At 65.9% G+C, this 24,331-nt stretch carries 23 protein-coding genes; 12 read left to right on the forward strand and 11 right to left on the reverse strand.

The features are described 5' to 3' along the window. The first annotated feature begins 21 nt into the window (after positions 1 to 21). The 5 genes from HARCEL1_RS10480 to HARCEL1_RS10495 all read left to right on the forward strand — a co-directional run bounded on the left by HARCEL1_RS10480 (position 22) and on the right by HARCEL1_RS10495 (position 4,061). The gene (locus tag HARCEL1_RS10480) at positions 22 to 1,743 is read left to right on the forward strand and encodes an excinuclease ABC subunit C (RefSeq protein WP_108383257.1); all 1,722 of its coding nucleotides are present in this window, start codon (positions 22 to 24) and stop codon (positions 1,741 to 1,743) included. Positions 1,744 to 1,786: 43 nt separating this feature from the next. Further along, complete coding sequence (locus HARCEL1_RS10485; RefSeq protein WP_108383259.1) at positions 1,787 to 2,563, forward strand: hypothetical protein; 777 nt, start codon at positions 1,787 to 1,789, stop codon at positions 2,561 to 2,563. 224 nt (positions 2,564 to 2,787) lie between these two features. Next, positions 2,788 to 2,958 (forward strand): DUF7331 family protein, encoded by a 171-nt coding sequence (locus HARCEL1_RS13635; protein ID WP_174182930.1) that lies wholly within the window; start codon positions 2,788 to 2,790, stop codon positions 2,956 to 2,958. A gap of 30 nt (positions 2,959 to 2,988) precedes the next feature. Next, positions 2,989 to 3,486: a CinA family protein gene (locus HARCEL1_RS10490; protein ID WP_108383262.1), complete on the forward strand. Its 498-nt coding sequence runs from the start codon at positions 2,989 to 2,991 to the stop codon at positions 3,484 to 3,486. Between the two features lie 86 nt (positions 3,487 to 3,572). Then, entirely contained in the window at positions 3,573 to 4,061 is a 489-nt protein-coding gene (locus HARCEL1_RS10495) for a metal-dependent hydrolase (RefSeq protein WP_108383265.1), read from the forward strand. Here HARCEL1_RS10495 and purL read toward each other — a convergent pair whose 3' ends face one another. From purL to HARCEL1_RS10515, 4 genes are all read right to left on the reverse strand, one after another. Continuing rightward, positions 4,062 to 6,230: a phosphoribosylformylglycinamidine synthase subunit PurL gene (purL, locus tag HARCEL1_RS10500; RefSeq protein ID WP_108383268.1), complete on the reverse strand. Its 2,169-nt coding sequence runs from the start codon at positions 6,228 to 6,230 to the stop codon at positions 4,062 to 4,064. 77 nt (positions 6,231 to 6,307) lie between these two features. Continuing rightward, entirely contained in the window at positions 6,308 to 6,601 is a 294-nt protein-coding gene (locus HARCEL1_RS10505) for a DUF7521 family protein (protein WP_108383271.1), read from the reverse strand. Positions 6,602 to 6,725: 124 nt separating this feature from the next. Beyond that, the gene (locus tag HARCEL1_RS10510) at positions 6,726 to 7,004 is read right to left on the reverse strand and encodes a DUF7521 family protein (protein ID WP_108383273.1); all 279 of its coding nucleotides are present in this window, start codon (positions 7,002 to 7,004) and stop codon (positions 6,726 to 6,728) included. Further along, on the reverse strand, positions 7,001 to 7,378 hold the full coding sequence (locus HARCEL1_RS10515; RefSeq protein WP_108383276.1) for a winged helix-turn-helix domain-containing protein: 378 nt from the start codon (positions 7,376 to 7,378) through the stop codon (positions 7,001 to 7,003). Before HARCEL1_RS10515 ends, HARCEL1_RS10510 begins: the two co-directional genes overlap by 4 nt. A 143-nt stretch (positions 7,379 to 7,521) precedes the next feature. Here HARCEL1_RS10515 and HARCEL1_RS10520 point away from each other — a divergent pair, with 143 nt between their 5' ends. After that, the gene (locus HARCEL1_RS10520; RefSeq protein WP_108383279.1) at positions 7,522 to 7,890 is read left to right on the forward strand and encodes a NifU family protein; all 369 of its coding nucleotides are present in this window, start codon (positions 7,522 to 7,524) and stop codon (positions 7,888 to 7,890) included. 23 nt (positions 7,891 to 7,913) lie between these two features. Here HARCEL1_RS10520 and HARCEL1_RS10525 read toward each other — a convergent pair whose 3' ends face one another. The 5 genes from HARCEL1_RS10525 to sdhC all read right to left on the reverse strand — a co-directional run bounded on the left by HARCEL1_RS10525 (position 7,914) and on the right by sdhC (position 11,311). Continuing rightward, positions 7,914 to 8,207: a DUF7130 family rubredoxin-like protein gene (locus HARCEL1_RS10525; protein ID WP_108383282.1), complete on the reverse strand. Its 294-nt coding sequence runs from the start codon at positions 8,205 to 8,207 to the stop codon at positions 7,914 to 7,916. A gap of 78 nt (positions 8,208 to 8,285) precedes the next feature. Beyond that, positions 8,286 to 9,506: a mandelate racemase/muconate lactonizing enzyme family protein gene (locus HARCEL1_RS10530; RefSeq protein ID WP_108383285.1), complete on the reverse strand. Its 1,221-nt coding sequence runs from the start codon at positions 9,504 to 9,506 to the stop codon at positions 8,286 to 8,288. A 163-nt stretch (positions 9,507 to 9,669) separates the two neighbouring features. Further along, a complete protein-coding gene (locus HARCEL1_RS10535) occupies positions 9,670 to 10,533 on the reverse strand; it encodes a succinate dehydrogenase/fumarate reductase iron-sulfur subunit (protein ID WP_108383288.1) in 864 nt (287 codons plus the stop codon). Beyond that, entirely contained in the window at positions 10,530 to 10,919 is a 390-nt protein-coding gene (locus HARCEL1_RS10540) for a succinate dehydrogenase (protein ID WP_108383291.1), read from the reverse strand. The genes HARCEL1_RS10535 and HARCEL1_RS10540 overlap by 4 nt, the downstream gene beginning before the upstream one ends. Further along, positions 10,916 to 11,311, reverse strand: a complete 396-nt coding sequence (gene sdhC / locus HARCEL1_RS10545) for a succinate dehydrogenase, cytochrome b556 subunit (protein WP_108383294.1) — start codon at positions 11,309 to 11,311, stop codon at positions 10,916 to 10,918. Before sdhC ends, HARCEL1_RS10540 begins: the two co-directional genes overlap by 4 nt. Before the next feature lie 180 nt (positions 11,312 to 11,491). On the opposite strand from sdhC, the gene HARCEL1_RS10550 reads away from it, so the two are divergent. The 5 genes from HARCEL1_RS10550 (at position 11,492) to HARCEL1_RS10570 (ending at position 18,946) form a co-directional block, all read left to right on the forward strand. Then, positions 11,492 to 12,406 (forward strand): hypothetical protein, encoded by a 915-nt coding sequence (locus tag HARCEL1_RS10550; RefSeq protein ID WP_108383297.1) that lies wholly within the window; start codon positions 11,492 to 11,494, stop codon positions 12,404 to 12,406. Positions 12,407 to 12,682: 276 nt separating this feature from the next. Next, on the forward strand, positions 12,683 to 14,506 hold the full coding sequence (locus HARCEL1_RS10555) for an ABC transporter substrate-binding protein (protein ID WP_108383299.1): 1,824 nt from the start codon (positions 12,683 to 12,685) through the stop codon (positions 14,504 to 14,506). A 60-nt stretch (positions 14,507 to 14,566) separates the two neighbouring features. Then, positions 14,567 to 15,610 carry an ABC transporter permease gene (locus HARCEL1_RS10560; protein ID WP_108383301.1) on the forward strand — a complete coding sequence of 348 codons (1,044 nt, stop codon included), beginning with the start codon at positions 14,567 to 14,569 and terminating at the stop codon, positions 15,608 to 15,610. Next, positions 15,600 to 16,709 carry an ABC transporter permease gene (locus HARCEL1_RS10565; RefSeq protein WP_108383304.1) on the forward strand — a complete coding sequence of 370 codons (1,110 nt, stop codon included), beginning with the start codon at positions 15,600 to 15,602 and terminating at the stop codon, positions 16,707 to 16,709. Before HARCEL1_RS10560 ends, HARCEL1_RS10565 begins: the two co-directional genes overlap by 11 nt. Further along, entirely contained in the window at positions 16,706 to 18,946 is a 2,241-nt protein-coding gene (locus HARCEL1_RS10570; protein ID WP_108383307.1) for an ABC transporter ATP-binding protein, read from the forward strand. Before HARCEL1_RS10565 ends, HARCEL1_RS10570 begins: the two co-directional genes overlap by 4 nt. Here HARCEL1_RS10570 and HARCEL1_RS10575 read toward each other — a convergent pair whose 3' ends face one another. Next, positions 18,947 to 19,192 (reverse strand): hypothetical protein, encoded by a 246-nt coding sequence (locus HARCEL1_RS10575; RefSeq protein ID WP_108383309.1) that lies wholly within the window; start codon positions 19,190 to 19,192, stop codon positions 18,947 to 18,949. A gap of 65 nt (positions 19,193 to 19,257) precedes the next feature. Then, on the reverse strand, positions 19,258 to 20,208 hold the full coding sequence (locus HARCEL1_RS10580) for an L-lactate dehydrogenase (protein ID WP_108384245.1): 951 nt from the start codon (positions 20,206 to 20,208) through the stop codon (positions 19,258 to 19,260). A 134-nt stretch (positions 20,209 to 20,342) separates the two neighbouring features. On the opposite strand from HARCEL1_RS10580, the gene HARCEL1_RS13415 reads away from it, so the two are divergent. Further along, on the forward strand, positions 20,343 to 24,167 hold the full coding sequence (locus HARCEL1_RS13415; protein ID WP_159077094.1) for a fibronectin type III domain-containing protein: 3,825 nt from the start codon (positions 20,343 to 20,345) through the stop codon (positions 24,165 to 24,167). The last annotated feature ends 164 nt before the right edge of the window (positions 24,168 to 24,331 follow it).

Consider the following 24,331-nt stretch of genomic DNA (forward strand, 5'->3'; position numbering starts at 1 on the left):
TCGACGGCGTAGGCTGGCTCGATGGACGCCGACACGGTGCGCGAGCGGGCGGCGACGCTGCCCGACGAGCCAGGCGTCTACGAGTTCCGGTCGGATCGGACGCTCTACGTCGGCAAGGCCGTCTCGCTTCGCGATCGCGTCCGATCGTACGCCGACCCGCGCAGCGATCGCATCGCCGCGATGGTCGCCCGCGCGAGTGAGATCGACGTCGTCCTCACCGACACCGAGACGCAGGCGCTCCTGCTCGAAGCGAACCTGATCAAGCGCCACCAGCCCCGCTACAACGTCCGGCTGACCGACGACAAGTCCTACCCGCTGGTCGAACTGACCGATCACGACTGCCCACGGATCGGAACGACCCGCGACCCCGAGGAAGGCGCGACGGTCTATGGGCCCTACACCTCCAAGAGCGATCTCGAAACGGTGCTGAAGGCCGTCCGAGAGGTGTGTGGGCTGCGGACCTGTTCGGACCACGAGTTCGCCCGCCGCAATCGGCCCTGTCTCGACTACGAGATGGGGCTGTGTTCGGGGCCCTGTACCGGCGAGATCGACCCCACGGACTACCGGGCCGACGTGACGCGTGCCGAGCGGTTCTTCGAGGGCGCGACCAGCGCGATCGCCACCCCGCTGCGCGAGCGCATGGACGACGCCGCCGACCGGGCGGCCTTCGAGCGGGCGGCGGGGCTGCGGGATCGTCTGGAGGCCGTCGAACGGTTCCACGGGGGCCAGGGCGGGACCGTCACGAGCGGGCCCGGCCGGGCGACCGACGTGATCGGCGTCGACACCAGCGGGTCGGAGGCGAGCGTCGCCGTGCTCCACAGCGACGGCGGCCGGGTCGTCGACCGCGAGCGCGTGACCGTCGAGACGCCCGACGCGGTCGGGCCGGGCGCCGTCGTCAGCGCCGTGCTCACCCAGTACTACGCCGATCGAGAGGTGCCCGACCGCCTGCTCGTAAGCCACCCGCCCGATCGCGACCTCGCGGACTTCTTCGAGCGGACCGGAACCGACCTCGCCGCACCGACGGAGGGGCGTGGTGGCCGGCTGGTCGATCTGGCGGTGCGGAACGCTCGTCAGCCCCACGCCGACGGCCGCGCGGGCGCGGCGCTCGCGAGCACGCTCGGTCTGGAGGACTGTACGCGTATCGAGGGGATGGACGTGAGCCACGCCGGCGGCGACAGTGTCGTCGGCAGCGACGTCCTGTTCGTCGACGGAGCGAGCGAAAAGCAGGGCTATCGGCGCAAGCGCCTCTCCGAGGGGAACGACGATCCGGCACACATCGCGGAACTCGCGACCTGGCGGGCCGAGCGCGCACTCGCGGGCCGAGACGACCGCCCGATGCCCGATCTGCTGGTGATCGACGGCGGGCGCGCCCAGCTCGACGCCGCCCGGGCGGCCCTCGACCGAGCGGGGTGGACACCCCCGACGATCGCGCTCGCGAAAGGCGAGGAACGCGTGATCACGCACGATCGAAGCTACGACTGGCCGACCGACGACGAGCGGTGGCGACTCCTCGCGCGCGTGCGCGACGAGGCTCATCGGTTCGCGGTGAGCTACCACCGGACGCTGCGCGACGAGGTCTCGACCAGTCTGGAGGCCGTCGAGGGCGTCGGGCCAGTGACTCGTCAGCGTCTCCTCGGTCGGTTTGGCTCGGTCGCGGCGATCAGCGCCGCCGATCGCGAGGAACTGCTCACCGTCGAGGGGGTCGGCCCGGCGACGGCGGACCGACTCGCGAGCGACCTGTGAGCCCATCCAAAAGGCCTATGCGAACCGCCGGGAAGGTCAATGCATGCGTCGGCAGGGACTCGCGGGCCTCGCGCTCGTGGCCGTGATCGTTCTCGCAGGGTGTACGAGCGGACCGATCTCGGTGTCCACGAACGAGACGGCGACGCCGACCGCGACGCCGGTCGTGCCCGCAGAGATTCAAAACGCCACCGCCGACAGCTACCGGTTCAGCTACGACGCGACCCTGACCAACCGGAACGGACCGCTGAACGTCACCGCAGACGGCGTCGTCGATCGGTCCGCCCGACGGCTCAACGTCACCTACACGTACGGCGATCCGATCGACCGTCGGCTGGCCGTCGTCGCCATCGAGAACGCGACCTACCACCGCGAGAACGGCACCTGGAGCGAGCGCGACGAGTCGGTGGACTGGGATCAGGACCCCCTGGCCCACCAGCGAGCGATCTGGGCGGCCTCGAACACCTCGACGGTGAACGGCTCGACGACGAACGGATCGACGGCGAACGCGACGAACGCCTCCGCGTTTGCTGACAGCGAACCGACGATCGACGCCGACGACGAGGTCGTGACACTGTCGGTCTCGAACCGCTCGGCCGTCGAGGGACTGCTCCGCTCGGCTCCGTTCGGCCTCCCGGAGACGGTCTACGTCGACAACGCCACCTATCTCGTCACGCGCGACCGCGACGGGCCGATCCGAGAGGTTCGGCTCCGGGCGACGATCATCCAGTCCAACAACGAAGGTGAGATCGACGCCAGACTCACCTTCAGCGACCACGGCGCTCCCGTCTCGGTCGAGACCCCGCCGATCGCCGAGGAATAGCGAGTATTCTCAGATTTGATTTCGTCTAGGCGGACATTACCGTGGTAAGCTTTGTGGCCCCTATCGGCTATTTTCACCATATTTTGGCCAGTTAGAGTCCAGAATACAACGGCGAGTCGTCAGCCACCCGTCTGACGATTTTCAATCGAGATACTCGGGTACGCACCTATTTACGGGGTCAGTCCCCATCTGTAATCGGAGACTACCCAACGGAGGATCTGCAAATGACCACTCACGCCACCGACGGACATACGGACGCCCAGGCCGATCACATACAGCGCGAGCGCTACGCCGACCTCACGATCGGTGACGGGGAGTACGTGATCTACGACCGGCAGAACCACCAGGCGTGGGTGCAGTCCTCGGAAGCGCTCAGTCTCGACGGCCATCGCTAAGGTTTTTTCCGCGCCGGCCGGACCGTCGCTATGACAGCACCCATCGAGCGTCGCGTCGGTGCGTGGCTGGACGACCGCTCGGAGACCGTCGCCGTCGCCGAGTCCTGTACCGGCGGGCTGATCGGATCACTCCTCACCGACGTGCCGGGGTCGAGTGCGTATTTCGATCGCTCGCTGGTGACGTATTCGTATGCGGCCAAACGGGAGAGCCTCGGCGTCGCTCGCGAGACGCTCGCCGCTCACGGCGCGGTGAGCGAACCGGTCGCCCGCCAGATGGCCCAGGGCGTGCGGGATCGGGCCGGAACGGACTGGGGCGTCTCGACGACCGGGATCGCCGGGCCCACGGGCGGGTCTCCAGAGAAGCCCGTCGGAACGGTGTTCATCGGCGTCGCCGCCACGGACAGCCCGGGCGGTGGACCCGCGACGCGAGTCGACCGCTTCGAGTTCGACGGATCGCGGACGGAGATCAAGCGCTCGATTGCCGAGCAGGCCCTGCGAGAGTTGCGAGCGGGGATCGACCCCGATTGAATCGGCCGATCGAATCGCAAGACGTCAGGCCGTCGGCCCGCCGTCCGGCGGTACTTACTTGTATCCGGCCGCCGTCTCTCGATTCGATGAACAAGCGCGGCCACGTCTGGAACGCGATCTTGCTGTCGATCGGCGTTGGCGTGGTGCTCGAGCCGTCGCTCAGCCGCGAGACGGTCCACTCGATCGGCGAGGTGTCCGTCCCGATCTTGCTCGGCGCACTCTTTCCGGACGTCGACACCGCGATCGGGCGGCATCGTGAGACGTTCCACAACCTCGCCACCCTCGGGATCGTCGCGGCCTACCCGATCGTCTTCGGCAACCTCCACTTTGTCTGGATCGGCGTGCTCAGCCACTACCTGCTCGACCTGCTCGGCACGAAACGCGGGATCACGCCGCTGTATCCGGTCTTCGTCTGGGAGTTCGAGTTCCCGACGGGCGTGACGGTCGACTCGAAGTTCGCCGGCCCGGTCACGCTCGCCGTGACGGGGTTCGAACTCGTGATCGTCGCGGCCATCTTCCCGAACCACGTCTCGGAACTGTTCGTCCAGGCGAGTGCACTCCTCGGCATCGCCTGATCAGCCGTCGAGTTCGCGCTCGATGACCGCCCGGCGCTCGGCGATGCGGTCGGCGGTCGCCGTGAGGACGCCCCGATCGGTCGTGATCGAGAGGCGCCCGTCGGTGGTCGTCCGACCGAGGCCGGTGACGGGCGCGACACCCGCGAGGCGGTCCGCGACGGCCTCGGGGGCGGTCGTCTCGACGATCGCTCGACCCGCCTGTTCGTGAAACAGTGCGCCGTGAGCGTCGATCCCCGTGAGATCGACGCTCGCACCCGTCTCGGCGGTGACCATCTCCGCGAGAGCGATCGCGAGGCCACCGTGAGAGGCGTCGTGGGCGGCGAGCGTCGAATCCATCCGTGCGACGTCACGGACGGCGTCGACCAGCCCCGCCGGATCGCCCGGAAGGTCGGGGACCCGATCGGTGCCGTCGAGGCCCGCGAGATACTCCGACCCGCCGAGGGCGGGGTCGGTCTCGCCCGCAAGGACGCGATCGCCGATCACGAGGAGCGAGCCCTCGCCCGACAGATCGATCCCCGGGGCGGTGGCCTCCTCGCGCACCCCGACCATCGCGAGCGTCGGCGTCGGCGGGATCGGGCCCTCGTCAGAGTCGTTGTACAGCGAGACGTTCCCGCCGACGACCGGGACCGAGAGGTCGGCACAGATCTCCGCGAGGCCCTCGACGATCGCCTCGAACCGGCCGTACTCGCGAGGCGTCTCGGGGTTCGCACCGTTGAGACAGTCCACGGCCGCGTGCGGTCGTGCGCCCGCGACCGCGAGATTCGTCGCGTTCTCCAGGCCGACCGCGCGGGCCCCCTCGTAGGGGGCAGCGTCGGTCCAGTTCGGGTCGGCGCCCGCCGAGAGCGCGATCGCGGCGTCGGCTTCGGGCACGTCGAGCACGGCGGCGTCCCCACCAGGGCGCTCGGCCGTCCGAACGCCGACCTCGTGGTCGTACTGACGGTAGACCCAGCGCTTCGAGGCGGTGTTCGGACTCGCGAGCAGGCGATCGAACGCATCAGCGACGGCGGGCGGGTCGGACGGGAGATTGCGTTCGGGCGCAGTCGGGCGCTCACTGTCGAGGTCGTTGAGCGGCGCGCCCTCGCCGAGGAATTCGGCGGGCACGTCGACGGCCGTCTCGCCCTCGAACGTACAGGTGAAATTGCCGTCCGCGGTGACCGACCCGATTGCCGCCGCGACGAGGTCGTAGCGCTCGGCAATCGCGGCGACGCGATCGACGTTCTCCGGGGTGATTTCGTAACACATCCGCTCCTGGGACTCCGAGAGGAGGATCTCCAGGGCGGACATGTTCGGTTCGCGCTGGGGCACCCGGTCGAGGGCGATATCGGCCCCGAACCCGCCTTTCGCGACGAGTTCCGAAGAGGCCCCGCCGAGGCCCGCCGCACCCAAATCGCGGGCACTCTCGATCAGGCCTTCGTCGAGCAGCGCTTCGTTGCACTCGATCAGGAGTTTCTCGCTGTAGGGGTCACCGACCTGGACGGCCGGGCGGTCCTCTGTCTCGGCGTCCTCGTCGAGGTCCTCGCTCGCAAACGAGGCACCGCCGAGGCCGTCGCGACCGGTCTCGCCGCCGACCAGGACGAGCGCGTTGCCCGCCCGCTGGGCTTCGGCGGTGACCATCCGATCGGCGTCGACCAGACCGACACAGGCGACGTTCACCAGCGGGTTGCCCGCGTAGTCGTCGTGGAACGCGACGCTGCCCGCGACGGTGGGCACGCCGATGCAGTTGCCGTAGTGGCTGATCCCCTCGACGACGCCCTCGAACAGATATCGTGGGTACTCCGCGTCGAAGTCACCGAAATAGAGGCTGTCGGTCAGCGCGATGGGGTACGCGCCCATCGAGAGGATGTCCCGGACGATCCCGCCGACGCCGGTCGCCGCGCCGTCGAACGGATCGACGTAGGAGGGGTGGTTGTGGCTCTCGATCCCCATCGCGAGGTAGGTGTCGTCGGCCGCGTCGTCGTCAGACGACGGAATGGCGACGACGCCGGCGTCGTCACCCGGCGGGACGACGACGTCCGGCCCGTCGCTCTCGAACGCGCCGAGCAGGGGGCGAGAGGATCGGTACGCGCAGTGCTCACTCCAGAGGTTCTCGAACAGCGCGGCCTCCTCACGTGTGAGGTCGCGACCGAGTTCCGCCCGAACGATGTCGCGATCGCCGTCGTCGAGGGTCATTGCGGTGGCGTCGCGTCCGCCCGGGCAAAGCGCTTTCTATCCGCTCATCGCCATCGTCCCGAGTCGGCCGCCACACCTCAGCCGACGGTCAGCGGTCGATCCTCGAACAGCGAATAGGTGACCACGAGCGCACCGATCGCCGTCCCGACCGACTGGATCGCGATCGAGGCCTCGAAATCGAGCACGGAAACCTGAAAGCCGACGCCGGCGAGCAGACCAGCGACAGTGATGACGGCGAATCCGAGCGCGAGCGTGCGCATCGCGGGGGCCCGCCTCCGGCGATACGCCCGAAATCCGAGGATCGCGAGGACCGCTGCACAGGCGACGATGGTCGTCTTGGCCATAACGACCGCTGCGATGATCGGATCCATACCCGTATCGACAGTCCGTACGCCCGGGCGAAAGAAGGAGTCCCAGATTACCACGGCTTGAGAACGGTCGGGCCGTCTCGGGCGCTCGGGGCCCGCTGGACCGGGCCGCACTGCTCTCACCGCGCTACTCGGCGTAGACCGAATAGAGGATGATCGCGAACCCGACGACGGTCAGGACGCTCTCGACCAGGAGACTCGTCGCGATGTCGAAGTTCCAGAGCATGTTCGAGAGCCCCGCCAAAAAGGCCCCCAGCGTGACGAGGCCGAACCCGGCGGCGAGCAGGCCCACGGCTCGTGACCCGCCGCGGCGGTACGCCCGCCCCGAGAGGAGCGTGATCGTCGCGCCGAGCAGCAGGATGATCGTTTTCAGTGCTACGACCGCGGTTTCGACAATGGGACTCACGTTTCTTTGCGCACCTCCGACCACAGTGATTCGAGTCGCTCGTCGGCCGTCCGGGCCCGCCGAGAGATCGCCACCTCGACCTCGCGGTCGTCGTTCAGATCGACGGTGACCTCCTCGAAGGCGACCTCGTAGGTGCTGGCGTGTTGCCCGTCGGGGCGAATCTCGACGCCTTCGGTCAACAGCGTCGATTCGGTCAGCAGTTCGAGTTTCCGGTAGGTCGTCGACAGCGGGATGTCGCTCGCTTCCGAGATTTCGTTCGCGGTCATTGGCTCCTCCAGGACGCCGACGATGGTCCGGCATTCGGGGTCGTCCAGAGCGTCGAGGACGTCTTGCACCGCGGGGTCGTCCTCGTCCGCGAACGGGTCACGGACCATTACGGAAAGACGTACCCGACGAAGCGATTTAACGGCACCGACCTCGATAAACCGGTCGTTATTGCCGGTATTGGCCCGTCTCCGGGGTCCGGGGATCTGCCGAGGACCAAAGGTTGAAAGCTCTCAGGAGCGAACGTTCGGTGATGAGCACCGACACCGAGAGCGACCAGCAGACCCTCGAAGACCGGGTGGGGAACTTCCTCCGCCGGAACTTCCCGCAGATCCAGATGCACGGCGGGAACGCCGCCGTGCAAGAACTCGACCCCGAGACCGGCGAGGTCACCATCGCGCTCGGCGGGGCCTGCAGCGGGTGTGGCATCTCACCGATGACGATCCAGGCGATCAAGTCCCGCATGACCGAGGAGATTCCCGAAATCGAGACCGTCCACGCCTCGACCGGCATGGACGGCGGCATGGGCGGGATGGGCGGCCCGGCCGCCTCCCGTGGTGGCGACATCGACACCGGCGAGGCCGAAGAGTCCGCGGACGAGACGCCCGACGCGCCGTTCTGATTTTTCCCCGTTCGATCTCTCGATCAGTCGTCGGTGTAGTAATAGATCGATTCCCGTGGCGCGCCACACGACGGACACGCCTCCGGGACGTCGTCGATCTGACCCATCTCCCCGCACTCGTAACACCGCCACATCAACTGGGCTTCGCCCGCGACGCCCGAGGCGATGTGTTCGCTCGACATGGCCTGGATGCCGTCGTCCGTGGAGACGTGAAAGCCGTGGTCGTCGAACCCACGGACCGTCCCGAGTTTGTTGCCGTCGCGATCGAACACTGGCTGACCGAACCCGACGTCGGGGTCGCTCATTTCGGACTCCATGGGAACGAGTACCGAGGGACACATAATAAAGTTCAGGCCGAGTGGTCGTCGAACAGAGAGAAGCGAGTTCGACTGCACTCAGACCGGATCGATCAGCGTCTCGCCCGACAGTGCGTGCTCGGCGAGCACGTCCCGGTCGACCGTGACACCCAGTCCGGGATCGTCGGGCACGGGAATCTGTCCGTCGACGATGACGCGTTCCTCGACCAACTCGTCCCACCAGTCCAGATCCTCGCTGTGGAACTCCACCGCGAGCGTGTTCGAGACCGCCGCCGCGACGTGGGCGGTCGCCATCGTCCCCACCGGCGAGGCGACGTTGTGGAAGGCCACGGGGATGTAATAGGTGTCCGCGAGGTCCGCAATCTGTCGGGTCTCGCGCATCCCGCCGACCTTCGGCACGTCGGGAGCGATCACGTCGACTGCGCCCTCCTCGATCAGGCGGCGGTGGCCGTGGACGCGATAGACGTTCTCGCCCGCGGCGATCGGCGTGCTCGTCTCGCGGGTGACCCGGCGCTGGACGTCGTGATTTTCGGGCGGCACGGGGTCTTCGAGCCACCAGACGTCGCTCTGTTCACAGGCCGCGGCCAGTCGCTGCGCGCTCTCGGCGGTGTACGACCAGTGACAGTCGAACGCGACCTGCGCGCGGTCGCCCACCCGCTCGGTGACGCGCTCGACGATCGCAGCCTGGCGGTCGATCGCTGCGGGGCGAAGATGGCGATTCGCCCGGTCGCCGTCGCTGCCCGTCGGCACGTCGAGATCGAACTTCAGCGCGTCGTAGCGGTCGGCCAGCCGATCGGCGGTCGCCGCCGTCGAGTCGGGATCGCCCTCCTCGCCCGCGTGGGCGTCACAGTAGACCCGGACGGTGTCCCGATACTTCCCGCCCAATAGCTGGTAGGCCGGGACGTCGATCAGGCGGCCCGCCAGATCGTGGAGTGCGATCTCGATGCCCGCGATGGCGGTGACGGTCGGGCCGGCGATCGACCCCTCGCCGGACATCTTCTGGATCAGGTGCTCGACGAGACGGTCGATGTCGAGTGGGCACTCACCCACGACGAACGGGCGCATGCGGTCGATCAGCGCGGGCACGCCCGCACCCCAGTAGGCCTCGCCGGTCCCTGCGGCGTCGTCGGTGTACACCCGAACGATCGTCCAGGGGAACGTGCCGTCGACCACGGTCGTCTGGATGTCCGTGATCGTCGGGCGGTCGTCGCGGGAGTCGAGCCCCATCGATCCCGCCGAGAGGTCGCGCATCGTGTACTCGGCGTTCGGATCCGGCAGGTCGGCAGCGTCGCGGTCCATGCCAACGCGGGGGGCGCGACCGGGAAAAACGAGTGGGTCGAGTGGTGGGAGTGACGCGGGCCGATGGCCCCGGTGACCCAGACCGCAGACAGCCTGTGACGCGGGCCGATGGCCCCGGTGACCCAGACCGCAGACAGCCTGTGACGCGGGCCGATGGCCCGCGTCACTCCCAGAACTTCAGATCGTCCTTGACACCCTCGCGTTTGAGTGCCTGAATGTGTTCGGTCAGCGGGATGTCTTTCGGACAGACATCGGTACAGGAGAACTGGGTCTGACACCGCCAGACGCCGTGTTCGTCTTCGACGATTTCGAGGCGGGTCTTACGGCGCTCGGCGCCCTCGCGTTCGTCCATGACGAACCGATAGGCCTTGTTGATCGCCGCCGGGCCGAGGTACTCGTTGTCGCCCGCGGCGACGTTACACGAGGACTGGCAGGCGCCACACTGGATGCACCGCGTCGAGAGCTTGATTTTCTCGCGGTTTTCGGGGCTCTGGCGTTGTTCTTCGAGGTCGTCCGCGGGCGTCTCGTCGGGATCGAAGTACGGTTCGATGGCCTCCATCTGGTCGTAGAAGTCGCTCATGTCGACGACCAGGTCCTTCTCGACGGGTTTGTGCGGCAGTGGATCGATCTGAATCGGATCGCCCAGTGCAGAGAGTTGGGTGCGACAGGCCAACCGCTGAGCGCCCTGGACGAACAGGGCGTCCGAGCCACAGACGGCCTGCTGACAGGAGTGTCGGAAGGTGAGCGAGGAGTCGTAGGTGTCCCGCGCGTAGATCAGCGCGTCGAGCACCGTCATGCCTTCGTGGGTCGGAATGACGAACTCGTCGTAGTGTGGCTCGGCGCGCTCGGGGACGTCCGGGTCGTACCGGAACACGCGCATCGTCGCGGTCTCCTCGTCGTCGAGGTCCGGGGTGACGCGTTCGGCCTCGCTCGGGTCGGCCATGCCGGCCTCCGGGCGGACGCTGGCGACCGCCGGGTCGTCGTCGCTGTGCACGGTCTCGGTGTCGTCGGAGGGTGTGGAACTCATAGGTTGATCAGCGGGCTCATTGCCGCAGCGACGCGCAGTCCCTGGACGAGGAGGGCGATGCTCGCGACGATCAGGCCCCACTTGACGACGCGGGCGCGAGTGCCCGAGAGCCCGGCGTTGACGAGCGCGTTGTACACGCCGTTGACACCGTGGACCGTCGCGGCGAACAGGAACGCGACCATCGTCAGAAGGTACCCTAGTTCGCCCATGCGCGCGGTCGTCCCGGCGAGCGTGATGTCGGCGGCGTGGTTGACGAAGTGCAGCAAGTAAAAATGGAAGGCGAGCGTCCCGATCAGGAACACGGCCGTCGCGCGCTGGAGCACCCAGCGAAGGCTGCCGCGCTCGAACGCCGACCGCGCCACCGCGTCACTCCCGCGAGTGCTCATAGCGTCACCCCCGCGAGAAAGGTCGGCACGCTCGCGATGGCGATCAGCCCCGTCACGACGAGCGCAACGTAGAACGCTGCGGCCTGCCTGTCGAGGCCGACCCCGAGGTCGACCAGCAGGAGGCGAACGCCGTTGAGAATGTGGAAGACGGCGACCGCGAGCAGGCCGACCTCCAGGAAGCGGACGAGCAACAGGCCTTCCAGACCACCCAACGTCTCGTTGTACACCGACTCGCCGCTCATCGCCGTCGAGAGCACCGCGATGTGTGTGAACAGATAGCCGATCAGGATCCAGCCGGTGACCTTGTGGAACAGCCAGGCCCACATGCCGGCCGAGAACTCCCGCCAGCGACCGAGATCCTCGATCGTCCCTCGATCGTACGACGCGCTCATGACCGCGCTATCGTAGCGATCCGCTTTAGTCGTTGTCCCCACAGCGGCATCATCCGGATCTCGCGCTCCAGTCCCGCCAGAGCGAACGAGGAGGCCCTCGAAGGTCCGACTGGCTCCGTGAGGAACGCGCTGGCGTCGGGGATCCCAAGGGTTAGGACCGTCCCGTCGCGATATCGTCCTATGACGTCGGACGCCAAAGCGGCCGTCGAAGACCTCATCGATCGGATCGAATCCAGCACCGGTCGGGTCACCGCCGAAGACATCGAGCCGTATCTCGATCACGACGAGCAGGTCGTCCGCAAGCGCGCCGCCGACGCCGCGTTCGCGGTGGCGTCGAACGAGCCAAGCGAGATCGTTCCGCTGGTCGATAGGCTGATCGAGATGGCCGACGACGGCTTCATCGCGAACCGACAGTCGGCGTTCGGCGCGCTCGGAGCGATCGCCGCCGAGGATCCTGCGGCCGTCGAAGACGGCTTCGACACGTACGTCGAGGGCCTCCAGGCCAGTACACCGCGAACCCGCATCCGCGCCGCCCGCTCGTTCGCGCTCGTGGTCGGTGAGAACCCCGAACTCGCCGTCGGCTCGCTCGACGACATCGTCGCGGCCGTCGACGTCGAGGAGCCCGACGAACCGGTCACCGAGCAGGCGGGCTTCGCTGGACAGCCCGATCCGGCCGCCGAGATGGTGGCCGAGGACGTCTCGAACCACGAGTTTGCCCGCGAATTGGCTTCGAACGCACTCGTCGACGCCGTCGAGGTCGCCCCCGAGGCCGTCGCAGAGTACGCCGACGCGATCAGACCGTGGCTGGACGACGGAAACACCATGATCGTGAGTGCTGCGATCGACGTCTACAGCGCACTGGCGGCCGAAGGCTACGACCTTCCGGACGACCTGAGCGACCACATCGAAGCCGGCCTCGTCGACGCACCGGTCGAAGTGCAGGCACGGGCCATCCGGGCGCTCGGGTATCTCGAAGCGACCGACGCCGTCGACACGCTCCGAGACCTCGCCCAGACCACCGACGAGGACGAACTCGCGAGCCTCGCGACCGACACCGCGGACTATCTCGACCGAGAAGACGATCCTGCAGAGTGATAGGTCCGACGAACACACGTGGGAAAGAGTAACAGGGGACGGCGGCCAGTCGAGAGACCGACACGGTGCGTTCGAATCCCGGGACGGCGCCGGGACGGCCGGGGGTAGGCCGTCCATTCGACACGCATCGACCGCCGAGTCCCTGCACCCCTTTTTATATGATGGGAACGAGTTACCGGGCGTGAGCGGCGTCATTCCGGCGGTCTCGGTGAGTCTACCGTCACTGGTGAGATAACAATATTTATGACGGTGGAGAGCGCACCTTCGGCCTGTACAATGGTTAACGACCAGTCATCAGACGGATTCAGTGACGTGATCGACCGTCGTAACTTCGCAAAGATCGCCGGTGCGTCCGGCGTGGCCATGCTGGCGGGGTGTGACGGTGACGGACAGGAAGAGACGCCCACCGAGAGTGGCGAGGAGACGTCCGACGATGGGGGCGACGAACAGGACGTCTACGACGTGACCGTCGACGGGGCGGCCGCACTGGATATGGGCACGCTCCACTGGAACCCCGCGTTCATCGCGTGGCCGAACATCTGGGGCCGCTGGATGACCCACGAGCGTCTCGCCCAGTATAACCTCCAGACCCAGGAGTGGATCCCGCGGCTGATCGAAGAGTGGAGCACCGACGGCGACACCTTCACAGTGCAGATCCGCGACGACGCCAACTGGGCCAGCGGTGACCCGATCACCTCCGAGGACGTCAAAACTCACATCCTCTGTTCGATGGCCGCCGGCGGCCCGCTCGGCAACATCGTCGACTCGTTCGACACATCCGACGAGAAGACGCTCGTGATCACGGGGACGGGCGACGTCAACCCGAAGATCTTCGAGTTCAACGTCCTCTCGAACCTGCTCCAGTCGAAGAACGCCGAGCCGTACGCGGACTGGGCGACCCGATACTGGGAAGACGGCGACGAGGACGTCGGGTCGGAGATCACGAGTTACAAGCCGGACGAACCGGACTACATCTCGGGGGCGATGAGCTTCGTCGAGATGACCGACCAGTACTACCTGCTGGAGCGCAACACCGAGCACTTCAACGCCGACAACATCAACTTCAAGGAGTATCAGTTCACGGCGTCGCCCGGCAACCAGTCCAAGTGGCGCGCGATGCAGAACAACGAGTTCGACACGGTGATGAGCGTCTTCACGCCGTCTCGGATCGTTGCCGACCTCGACAAGAGCTGGAACGAGTACCAGTTCCCCGGTTACTGGGGCTTCGGTCTCCTGTTCAACCACGACGCCGAGAACGCACCGCACGTCAGCAAAAACACGGTCCGAAAGGCCATCGCCAACGCCGTCAGCCGGCAGGCCTGTGCCGACAACGCCGGTCCGCGCGTGAAGAATCCGGCGCCGACCCCCGCCGCCATCGCGTCGAACGTCCAGGACCAGTGGATCGACGTCGGTGGGACGTTCAGCGAGATGCAGGACGCAGAGCAGGTCGCCCCCCTGATGGAAGAGGCGGGCTACTCGAAGAACAACAACGACGTCTGGGAGCACCCCGACGATGGTGAGGCCACCATCGAGGTCATCTCCCCGCAGGGCTGGAGTGACTGGGAGGTCATGGCCAACACCGTCGGCCAGCAGCTCCGCTCGGCCGGTTTCGACGCCAACGTGAACCTCATCGGCAACGGCACGATCGTTGGCGAGCGGATCCCGAACGGGGACTTCCAGATCGCCGGCCGCGCGTGGCTGCCTGGCAACGCACGGTCGTCGTACCCGTTCTTCCCGCTCCGCCACGTTCTGGGCGACTCCTTCGACAACGCCCAGGCGTACCCCGGCTGGGAAGAAGAGAACCAGCCCGTCGAAGTGCCCGCCATGGATGGCTCGGGCACGATGGAAGTCGACGTCCGCGCGACCCTGGACGAGATCGCGTCCTCTGCGGACGAAGACGCCAACGCGGAGAAGATCACGGAGCTCGCGTGGGTCACCCACCAGGAACTGCCGTGGCTGCCGATCGTGACCAAGAAAGAGCAGTCGATGATCAACACGCAGAACCTGAGCGCGCCCGCCGGGGACGCCGAGCAGGCGCAGCTCAAGTGGCCCTGCATGTACCTGCCGAAGATCGGCGACATGCAGTGGAAAGGCGAATAGACGTCACGACCGAACCGTAGTTTTCAAAAGCGTACGTTCGTAACTTCGGAGGAATACCCGATGGTAAACTACTACATCAAACGGACGGGGAAAGCCGCCCTCACGGCGTATATCGTGATGACAATATCGTTCGGGTTGTCACGAATGTTGCCGGGGAATCCGCTCGCCTCTATCGAGGGGAGGTTGCGGGGGGCCGGGCTCACCGAACAACAGGTACAGACAGCATTAGCACCCTACAAAGAGACCATCCCGACGGGGACACTACTCGAACAGTACGTCCAGTACATGTCGACGCTCCTGACGGGTAACCTGGGGAAGACCGTCGCGTACAAGGTCTCGACCGACCCGTCGACGGGGGAGATCGGCGGTGTCTCGGTCGCCGGGCTGATCGGGAAGTACATGCCGTGGACGATCTTCATCGGCGTGACGGCGATCATCATCTTCTACGCGCTCTCACTCACGCTGGGATCGATCATGGCCTACTACGAAGGCTCGAACTTCGACACGGCGAACTCACTGGTCGCGATGCTCGCGAGTGGGCTCCCCTTCTTCGTGACGGGGATCGTGCTGATCTGGCTGTTCGCCGGTATCTTCAACGTGTTGCCGGCCGGGGGGAAGTTTGCAGCCTCACAGGAGATCAGACCGGGGTTCAATCTCCCCTTCATCCAGAGTGCGCTCTATCACTCGATCTTGCCGATCGCGGCGACCGTCATCGGCCGATACGGGGTGCGAGCTCTGGCGATGCGTGGTAACAGCATCTCGATTCTGGGCAAAGGCTACGTGCAGGTCGCCCAACTGCGTGGCCTCCCCGACCGGATCATCGCACTCAGATACGTCGGCCGGAACGCGGTCCTGCCGATGTACACCGGCATGCTGCTCTCCTTTGGCTGGATTATCGGCGGGACCGTCGTTCTGGAGACCGTGTTCAACTACCAGGGGCTCGGGTGGCTACTCTTGGTGGCGCTGGACGCCAAGGACTATCCACTCCTGATGGCGATCTTCCTGGTGCTCACGCTGGCACTGGTCGTCGGAATCTACCTCGCAGACCTGTCGTACGGACTCGTCGACCCACGAATCACCACGGGTGAGAAAGATGCCTACTGACGACGAATCGAGCGGCCTCGACTGGGGCTACGAAGAGGGATCGGTGGAAATGACCCTGGGGGACCGCCTCAGAGAACGGTATCGCGATCACATCTACGAGCCTGGCGTGGTGGCCCTCGACGACTGGCGATTCGTCGTCGGAGGCCTCATCGTCCTGGTGTACTTCGTGGTCGGAATCGTCGGGCCGTTCTTGGTCTCGGATCCGGTGGGCAGTCAGTACGCCAATCCCACCTTTTTCAGCCCGATCAAGTGGGTATCGGTGCTCACGATCGGTGGGCTCGACATCGCCTACCCGACGTTTCGTGACCTCGCGATGCCGCTGGGGACGAACACGTACGGCCAGTCGATCTTCGGGCTGATCATCCACGCGACGCCGAAGATGCTGGTCATGCTGCTCACCGGTGGTGTCTTCGCGACGATCATGGCGACCCTTCTCGGGACGGTCTCGGGGTACAAGGGTGGGGCCTGGGACTCCGCGATCACGATGTTCAACGACGTCGCGATGACGATCCCCGGCCTGCCGCTGGTGATCGTCATCGGGCTGGCCGCCAGACCCTACCTCGAAACCCTTCGTGACCTGCCCGAACCGCTCAATCTGCTCTCGCCGGCCGTGATCGGCATGATCATCATGATCAACTACTGGGGCGGGCTCTCGCGTGCGATCCGCTCACAGGTCCTGACGCTCCGTGACGCCGAGTACGCCGAGGCCTCCCGGACGATGGGCGTCGGCGCACCGAGCATCATCCTGAAGGACGTGCTGCCGAATCTGATGCCGTACATTCTGGTGAACTTCGTCAACGCGGCGCGGTTCGTGATCTTCTCGGCAGTCGGGCTCTACTACCTGGGTGTCCTCCCCGCCAACCAGGCGAACTGGGGGATGATGATCAACAACGCCCAGAACCAGGGAGCACTCATCGGCGGACTCGGTCAGTGGTACCGGGTCTTGCCGCCGGTGATGGCCGTCCTGGGCATCGCACTGGGGCTCATCCTGTTCTCCCAGGGCATGGACCGACTGTTCAACCCCCGCGTGCGCACGAAACTGGCGTCGTTCGACGAGAGCGATGACGACGACAGCGTCGAGGATGTGATGAACGAATGAGTGTCGACGACTGGGAAACCAAGACTCCGGCGGAGGTACAGGAAGTCGAAAAAGTCGAGAAGCCCGACCCGATCATGCGGCTCGACGACGTTCGGGTCACCTTCGAGATGGACCGCGGGATCTCGCGGGTCATCGACGACGTGAGCTTCGACGTCGGTCGCAGCGAGATCGTCGGCATCGTCGGAGAGAGCGGTGCGGGCAAGTCCACGCTGGTCTCGGCGATGATGGACTCGGTCGAAGAGCCCGGCGTCCTCGAAGGCACCATCGAGTACCGACCAAAACAGGGCGACCCGGTGGACATCCTGGAGTTCAACAAAGAACAGCTCCGACAGTGGCGCTGGGAGGAAGTCGCGATGGTCTTCCAGGGGGCGATGAGTTCGTTCAACCCCGTCAAGCGGATCGAAGACCACTTCGTCGAGACGCTGAAGGCCCACGGCCACACCGTCAGCGAAGGGATGGAGCGCGCTCGCGACCTGATCGCGGACCTGTACATGGACCCCGATCGGGTGATGGGTGCCTATCCCCACGAACTCAGCGGCGGCATGCGCCAGCGCACGCTCTTGGCGCTCGCGATGGTGCTCGAACCCGAGATGCTCCTGATGGACGAGCCGACCGCAGCGCTCGACCTCCTGATGCAGCAGTCGATTCTGATGTTGCTCCAGGATCTCCAGGAGGAGTACGACGTCTCGATGGTGTTCATCACCCACGACCTCGCGCTGGTGGCCTCACTGGCCGACCGGCTCGCGGTGATGTACGCCTTCCGGATGGCCGAGGTCGGCCCGAAAAAGAAGATGCTGTCGAATCCGGGGCATCCGTACACCAGGATGTTGCTGAACTCGACACCGGACATCGACGCCCCGATCGACCAGAACCGGTCGATCGAGGGGTCGGCGCCGGACCCACTGGACATGCCGTCGGGCTGTCCGTACCATCCGCGGTGTCCGCTGGCCGAACAGCAGTGTGTCGAGGCCAAGCCCGACCAGTTCCTGCTGGCCGACGACCACGGCGCGGCGTGTTTCCGCTGGGAAGAGGCCCAGGAGTCGATGCCGCTCAACTACGAGAAAAGCGACGCCGACACCACCAGAGTGGAGGACTACGACTACAGCGATATCACCGCCGCGAGCGGTGAGCCGCTGATCTCGACGAACGACCTGGAAGTCCACTTCGAGCAAAACCAGGGCCTGATCCAGACGCTGTTCGGTCCCGATCCGGAGCTCGTCCGGGCCGTCGACGGGATCAACCTCGACATTCACGAGCGCGACGTCGTCGCACTCGTCGGGGAATCGGGCTGTGGGAAGACCACCTTCGGGAAGACCGTGCTGGGCCTCCAGAAGCCGACCGGCGGAACGATCGAGTTCCGCGGGACGGACATCTGGGAAGCCCGACGCGGTAACGCCGACATCCCCTGGGAGGAGATCCGGAAATCCCTCCAGATCATCCACCAGGACCCCGGGAGTTCGCTCAATCCGAATCGGCGGCTGAAGAAGATCCTCTCCGTCCCGCTCAAACAGACCTACCCGTCGATGCCGTCGAGCGAGCGGCTGAGCCGAATCTACTCACTGCTCGAACACGTCGGGCTGACGCCGCCCGAGGAGTACGGCGAACGGTATCCCCACCAGCTCAGCGGCGGCGAGAAACAGCGCGTCGCGCTCTGTCGGGCACTGCTGATGAATCCCGACCTGATCCTGGCAGACGAAGCGATCAGCGCGCTCGACGTCTCCTTGCGCGTCGAGATGATGGAGCTGATGCTCGAACTGCAAGAGGAGTTCGACACGTCCTATCTGTTCATCTCCCACGACCTCTCGAACGCCCGATACCTCTCACAGGAAGCGGGCGGGCGGATCGCGGCGATGTATCTGGGTGAGATCATCGAGATCGGGCCGGCCGAGGCGATGACCCAGAACCCCGCCCATCCGTACACCGAGGTGCTCCGATGGGGGACGCCGAACATCGACCCCGAAAAGGCGGGCGTCGGAGACATGCCGATGCGGAAGATCGACATTCCGGACCCGGTGAACCCCCCGAGTGGCTGTCGGTTCCACACCCGGTGTCCGGAGGCCCGTGAGTACTGCAAGCAAGAGAAACCCGAACCGCAGGCGATCGATCCGGAGGGGATCCACCGGTCGAGTTGCTTCCGGGACTACGGCGACGATCACCCGTACTGGGACAGTGCCGTGCTCGAAGACGAGGAAGCGGCCAGCGACTTCGATTCGGGTGCCGGCGTCGACGCCGACTGATCAGAACCGCCAGTCGCGCTGTTTTTCTTTGAACCGTCGGCACTGAACGTAGAGGGCGAGCGTCATGCCGGTCGCGACGGCCAGGAGCCCGAAGTCGATCAACAGAATCGTCATCGACGCCTCTGACCCGCCGGCGTCGTACAGGAAGGCGATCACCGACAGGAAAAAGAGTGCCCCCAGCACGGCCAGCATCGGTCGAAGGAGCGCGAACTGCGCACAGACGTGTTTCCAGAGCTTCTCGTTCATGGCAGGCGTTGGGTGGCGCGTGTGTAAGGACTGTCGGATCAGCGCCCCCACCCGAAATCGGGAGCCTAGATGTCGAGTTGGGCGATCTGGTCTTTGAGGATCTTCGCGGAGTCGCGGAACGCCTCGCGCTCGTCGTCGTCCATGTCGAGTTCGATCGTCTGGCGGATCCCGCCGCGGTTGACGATCGCGGGCAGGCTCAGATAGACGTCATCGACACCGTAGTGGCCGTTCATCAGCGTCGAGACCGTCATGATCGAGTTCTCGTTGCGGATGATCGACTCGACGATCTGCTGAGTCGCGAGACTCACCGCGTAGTAGGTCGCGCCCTTCTTGTCGATGATCTCGTAGGCCGCCCCCCGCACGCGCTCGTCGATCGCGTCTTTCTGGCCGAGATCACACTCTTTGGAACACCGCACACAGAAATCGTCGAACTGGGTCCCCGCGAGGTGGACCGCACTCCAGACCGGTACCTCGCTGTCGCCGTGCTCACCGACGACGTACGCGTGGATGTTCTTCTCGGCAACCCCACAGTTCTCCGCGAGGACGTGCCGGAAGCGTGCGGTGTCGAGGACGGTCCCCGACCCGATGACGCGCTCGCTGGGCAACCCAGAGACCTTCCAGGTGACGTAACTGAGCACGTCGACGGGGTTCGTGACGACGAGCAAGATCGCGTCGTCGTCGAGCCCATCGGTGATCCGTGGGACCATGTCTTTGAACACCGCGGTGTTCCGTTCGAGGAGTTCGAGACGGGTCTCACCGGGTTTCTGGCTCACGCCCGCGGTGATGATCACCACGTCGGCGTCGTTGACGTCGTCGTAGGTCCCGGCCCGGACGGTGGTGGGCTTGACGAACGTCGCACCGTGGCGCAGGTCCATCGCCTCGCCCTCGGCCTTTTCGTGATCGATATCGACGAGGACGATCTCGTTGACGACGCCGCTGTTCATCAGCGCGAACGCGGTCGTCGATCCGACCGCGCCCGCCCCGATGATCGCGACTTTGCCTTTGACTTCGGTCATACCCGACGTTTCGACCCCGACGGTAAAAGGGACCCAGTTCGCGACACCAGACGTGTGTGGTTCCCACCCGTGGCCGAGTCGTCGCATTATATCGAGTGATAAATAATCATAAATTAATTATGGCTCCACGGTGTATGGTAGTGCGATCCATGCGCGAGGGGACCAACGGATCGACGGACCGTGTTCGTAGACGAACATTCATGAAGGCGCTCGGGAGCGGTGCGGTGCTGGGCGCTGCCGGACTGGTCGGGACGGCAAGCGCCGTCACGACCGCGACGATTCGGCCGAGCGACGGGTTCGCGACGGTGGCCCCGTGGCTGGAATCGTCGGATCCGGACGTGTATCGGATTCAGAACGCCACGCGATCGGAGGTCGAGGCGGCGTTTACGGCGTCGGGCCCGCGGGTCGTCGTCTTCGAGACGTCGGGGGTTATCGATCTCGGCGGCCAGGAACTCGAAATTACCGAAGACAACTGTTGGGTCGCCGGGCAGACCGCCCCGTCACCGGGGATTACGTTCATCAAAGGACAGATCCAGGTGGCGGCGAACGACTGTGTCGTCCAGCACATCCGGACGCGTCACGGCCCAGGCGCGGACGGGTCGATCCAGAGCAACGACTCGATCAACACCGCCGACGGAACGCAAAACAACGTCCTCGACCACGTGACGGCCTCGTGGGGGACCGACGAGTGTCTCTCCGTGGGTTACGACACTCAGGACACGACCGTCACCAACTGCCTGGTGTACGAGGGGCTGTGGGACCCCTACGGCGACGGGTCGGACCACAACTACGCGACGCTGGTCGGCAACGGGGCCTCCAACGTCACGCTGGCCGGCAACATCTGGGCGAAAGCCCGGTCTCGCCTCCCGCGACTGAAAGACGACACGTCCTCGGCGCTGTCGAACAACCTGATGTACTTCTTCAACGAATCGGTGAAAATGGACGGCGGGACTACCTCTTCTATCGTCGGCAACGTGCTCATCCCGCAAGACATCGACGACACCGCGATCGAGGGTGGCAACGCCTACCTCGAAGACAACGTCACCGACCCGACCTCGACGCCGCTGACGGGCGGCGTCACCGAGTTGAGTTCGCGGCCGCTGTGGCCGTCGGGGCTCGAATCGATGCCCTCGGGATCGGTCGAGGAGCACAACCTCAACAACGCGGGCGCCCGGCCGGCCGACCGGACCTCGAACGACGCCCGGATCGTTCAGGAGATTCGCGAGCGCCAGGGTGACGACTACCTCGATTCGCCGCGAGACTACTGGATTCCACACCCGGACGCCGTCGGCGGCTATCCCGACCTGCCCGAGAACAGCCACTCACTCGACGTCCCGAACACGGGCCTGCGCGAGTGGTTGGCGCAGTGGTCCGCCGAGGTCGAGACTGGCGGATCGACCGGCGGGGACTACATCGCGCCGACGACACCCGGGAGCCTCACGGCCGAGGCCACCCAGACGAGTGTCGATCTGTCATGGGGCGCGTCATCGGACTCCGATACCGGCCTCGCGGAGTACCGCGTGACCGTCGACGGCACAGAACAGGTCCTCGACCCGGGGACCACGTCGCTGACGGTCGACGAACTCGACTCCGGAACCTACTACCAGGCATCGGTGATCGCCGTCGACGGCGCGGGCAACCAGTCCGCCGCGGCGACGACGAGTTTCCAGACCGAGTATCCCGAGGGTGAAGCGCCCGACGACACGCGTGGCTCACACTTCCTCGCTGAGGACGGGTTTGCCGACACCGCGTGGTTCGACGACTCCGTCGAGGTCATCAAAATCTCCGAACTGGCGTACGAACCGATCCAGGCGGCGTTCGAGGCCAGCGGGCCACGCCTGATCGTCTTCGAGGAGAGTGGCGTCCTCGACCTGCAGAATCAGACCCTGGAGATCACCAGTCCGAACTGCTATGTCGCCGGGCAGAGCGCGCCCTCGCCGGGCGTGACCTTCATCAACGGCTTCCTCCAGGTCGCGGCCAGCGACGTCGTCGTCGAACACATCCGCGTGTTCCGTGGCGACGAGTCGGGCGGCGAGGGGACCGACCCGATGAACAGTGCGGACGGCACGCAGAACGTCATCTTCAACCACTGTACGGCGTTCTGGGGCCGCGACGAGAACCTCTCGGTCGGCTACGACTCCGATCGGACGACGCTGGCGAACTGCATGATCGCAGAAGGGCTCGAAGACCCCGAGGAGAACTCCAACGGGACGCTCGTGGGCAACGGCGCCTCGGACGTCGCGATCATGGGGACGATCTACGCGAAGAACAACGATCGCAACCCCCGGCTGAAGGAGAACAGCGAGACGGCGATCGTCAACAACCTCAACTTCTATCACGACAAGGCGACCTGGATCGATCCGGGCGCGAGTGCGGCCATCGTAGGGACGGCGTACATCCACCGCTTTAGCTTCCGCGACCCGCTCGTCTTCGGGGAGGGGAGCGTCTACTTCGACGACAACTACGTGGCCGATCCGCCGCTCGATGGCCGGCCGTTCCAGGACGTCGGCACCGAACTCGACACGCCGCCGCTCTGGCCGAACGGACTCGACGCGATGGCGTCCGCCCAGACCGAGGCGCACAACCTGGCGAACGCGGGCGCGCGCCCGGCCGACCGCATCGGCCAGGAGGCAAAGATCGTCCAGCAGATCGAGGATCGGTGGGGCAGTCTGGACGTCGATCCGAACCGGGACAACGCCGGCTTCTCCGATATCCCGGACAGCGTCGAAGAAGCCGGCGGGTATCCCGACCACGACGGGACGACGCGCGAACTGACCGTCCCCGAGGCCGGCCTCCGGCAGTGGATCGATCAGTTGGCCAGCGAGGTCGAACCCGACGACTGGGGCGACGGGGCCGGCGGTGACGACAAAGCGCCGACCGAACCCGGCGACATGACGGTCGTGGACAGCGGTCTCGCCTCGATCACCGTGAGTTGGTCCGCATCGACCGACTCCGGTGGTGCGGGCCTCTGGCGGTACAACCTCTCGGTCGACGGCCAACAGCGGACATCCGTCGAACCCGGGACGACCGAGGCGACGATCAGCGGGCTCGACGAGGACACCAGCTACGAGATCGGCGTCAGCGCCGTCGACGGCGCGGGCAACGAGTCGAGCGCGGCGACGGTCACGGCCACGACCGAGAGTGCGGACGCCGACAAGACCGGTGGGCGTGGCCCGATCACCGTCAGCGGCGCGGGCGAAGACATCTGGAACAGTAGCGACGAGGGCCACCTCTACTACGGGGCGGCGAGCGGTGACTTCGACATCGCGGTGCGTGTCGACAGCATCGAAAACACCGACGAGTTCGCCAAAGCCGGGCTGATGGTCCGCGAGTCGACCGCGGCCGACGCCGCGAACGTGATGGTGCGACGGATGCCCGACGCCACCTCGGTACAGTGGCGCTCGTCGGCGGGCGCGTCCACCGCGAGCACGACGAGTTCCGAAGGCGAGGGCGAGAGCGAGATATCGGGCGGGACGACTCAGATGGCCTGGCAACGCCTGGTCCGCTCGGGCGACACCATTCGGGCGTACGTCTCCGAGAACGGCCAGGAGTGGACGCTGTTTGCCGACCTCTCGGTCGGCCTGGGCGATGAGGTCGTCGCGGGCCTCGCGGTGACCAGCCACAGCACGGGCACGCTCTGTGCCGCCGAATTCTCCTCGTTCTCGGGCGTGACACTGTCGAGCAACGACGACCTCGGCAGTGTCGACACGAGCGGGTCGGTCGACGCCCCGGAGGACTCAGGGCCCGGACCGATCGACGGGCGGACGCCGACCGATCCGGACGGCGACGGCCTCTACGAGGACGTCAACGGCGACGGAGAGTTCAACTTCCCCGACATCAACACGCTCTTCCAGAACACGGACTCGGCGGCGGTCCAGAGCGACGCCCCGTTCTACGACTTCAGCGACGACGGGGCGGTCGACCTCCAGGACGTCCTGGCGCTGTTCGAGACGATCTGATCGCCCCCCGCCGTGTTCGGGCCCTCGCGTCCGGCATCGCCGGATCGTGGTCGGGAGTGCGACACGGCACTCGAGTCCACAGGCTGCTGGTACGCGCCCGCCGATCTAAGGATCGGTGTCTGTGGCGCCTCTACCACCGATACACCCGTATTTTCGCCGGAACG

The organism is Halococcoides cellulosivorans, assembly GCF_003058365.1.
Taxonomy (GTDB): Archaea; Halobacteriota; Halobacteria; order Halobacteriales; family Haloarculaceae; genus Halococcoides; species Halococcoides cellulosivorans.

What these genes read in the sequence shown, in the direction of transcription:
- HARCEL1_RS10480 (WP_108383257.1), top strand. Translation starts at nt 22, where the DNA reads ATGGACGCCGACACGGTGCGCGAGCGGGCGGCGACGCTGCCCGACGAG.
- HARCEL1_RS10485 (WP_108383259.1), top strand. Translation starts at nt 1,787, where the DNA reads ATGCGTCGGCAGGGACTCGCGGGCCTCGCGCTCGTGGCCGTGATCGTT.
- HARCEL1_RS13635 (WP_174182930.1), top strand. Translation starts at nt 2,788, where the DNA reads ATGACCACTCACGCCACCGACGGACATACGGACGCCCAGGCCGATCAC.
- HARCEL1_RS10490 (WP_108383262.1), top strand. Translation starts at nt 2,989, where the DNA reads ATGACAGCACCCATCGAGCGTCGCGTCGGTGCGTGGCTGGACGACCGC.
- HARCEL1_RS10495 (WP_108383265.1), top strand. Translation starts at nt 3,573, where the DNA reads ATGAACAAGCGCGGCCACGTCTGGAACGCGATCTTGCTGTCGATCGGC.
- purL (WP_108383268.1), bottom strand. Translation starts at nt 6,230, where the DNA reads ATGACCCTCGACGACGGCGATCGCGACATCGTTCGGGCGGAACTCGGT.
- HARCEL1_RS10505 (WP_108383271.1), bottom strand. Translation starts at nt 6,601, where the DNA reads ATGGATCCGATCATCGCAGCGGTCGTTATGGCCAAGACGACCATCGTC.
- HARCEL1_RS10515 (WP_108383276.1), bottom strand. Translation starts at nt 7,378, where the DNA reads ATGGTCCGTGACCCGTTCGCGGACGAGGACGACCCCGCGGTGCAAGAC.
- HARCEL1_RS10520 (WP_108383279.1), top strand. Translation starts at nt 7,522, where the DNA reads ATGAGCACCGACACCGAGAGCGACCAGCAGACCCTCGAAGACCGGGTG.
- HARCEL1_RS10525 (WP_108383282.1), bottom strand. Translation starts at nt 8,207, where the DNA reads ATGGAGTCCGAAATGAGCGACCCCGACGTCGGGTTCGGTCAGCCAGTG.
- HARCEL1_RS10530 (WP_108383285.1), bottom strand. Translation starts at nt 9,506, where the DNA reads ATGGACCGCGACGCTGCCGACCTGCCGGATCCGAACGCCGAGTACACG.
- HARCEL1_RS10535 (WP_108383288.1), bottom strand. Translation starts at nt 10,533, where the DNA reads ATGAGTTCCACACCCTCCGACGACACCGAGACCGTGCACAGCGACGAC.
- HARCEL1_RS10540 (WP_108383291.1), bottom strand. Translation starts at nt 10,919, where the DNA reads ATGAGCACTCGCGGGAGTGACGCGGTGGCGCGGTCGGCGTTCGAGCGC.
- sdhC (WP_108383294.1), bottom strand. Translation starts at nt 11,311, where the DNA reads ATGAGCGCGTCGTACGATCGAGGGACGATCGAGGATCTCGGTCGCTGG.
- HARCEL1_RS10550 (WP_108383297.1), top strand. Translation starts at nt 11,492, where the DNA reads ATGACGTCGGACGCCAAAGCGGCCGTCGAAGACCTCATCGATCGGATC.
- HARCEL1_RS10555 (WP_108383299.1), top strand. Translation starts at nt 12,683, where the DNA reads ATGGTTAACGACCAGTCATCAGACGGATTCAGTGACGTGATCGACCGT.
- HARCEL1_RS10560 (WP_108383301.1), top strand. Translation starts at nt 14,567, where the DNA reads ATGGTAAACTACTACATCAAACGGACGGGGAAAGCCGCCCTCACGGCG.
- HARCEL1_RS10565 (WP_108383304.1), top strand. Translation starts at nt 15,600, where the DNA reads ATGCCTACTGACGACGAATCGAGCGGCCTCGACTGGGGCTACGAAGAG.
- HARCEL1_RS10570 (WP_108383307.1), top strand. Translation starts at nt 16,706, where the DNA reads ATGAGTGTCGACGACTGGGAAACCAAGACTCCGGCGGAGGTACAGGAA.
- HARCEL1_RS10575 (WP_108383309.1), bottom strand. Translation starts at nt 19,192, where the DNA reads ATGAACGAGAAGCTCTGGAAACACGTCTGTGCGCAGTTCGCGCTCCTT.
- HARCEL1_RS10580 (WP_108384245.1), bottom strand. Translation starts at nt 20,208, where the DNA reads ATGACCGAAGTCAAAGGCAAAGTCGCGATCATCGGGGCGGGCGCGGTC.
- HARCEL1_RS13415 (WP_159077094.1), top strand. Translation starts at nt 20,343, where the DNA reads ATGGTAGTGCGATCCATGCGCGAGGGGACCAACGGATCGACGGACCGT.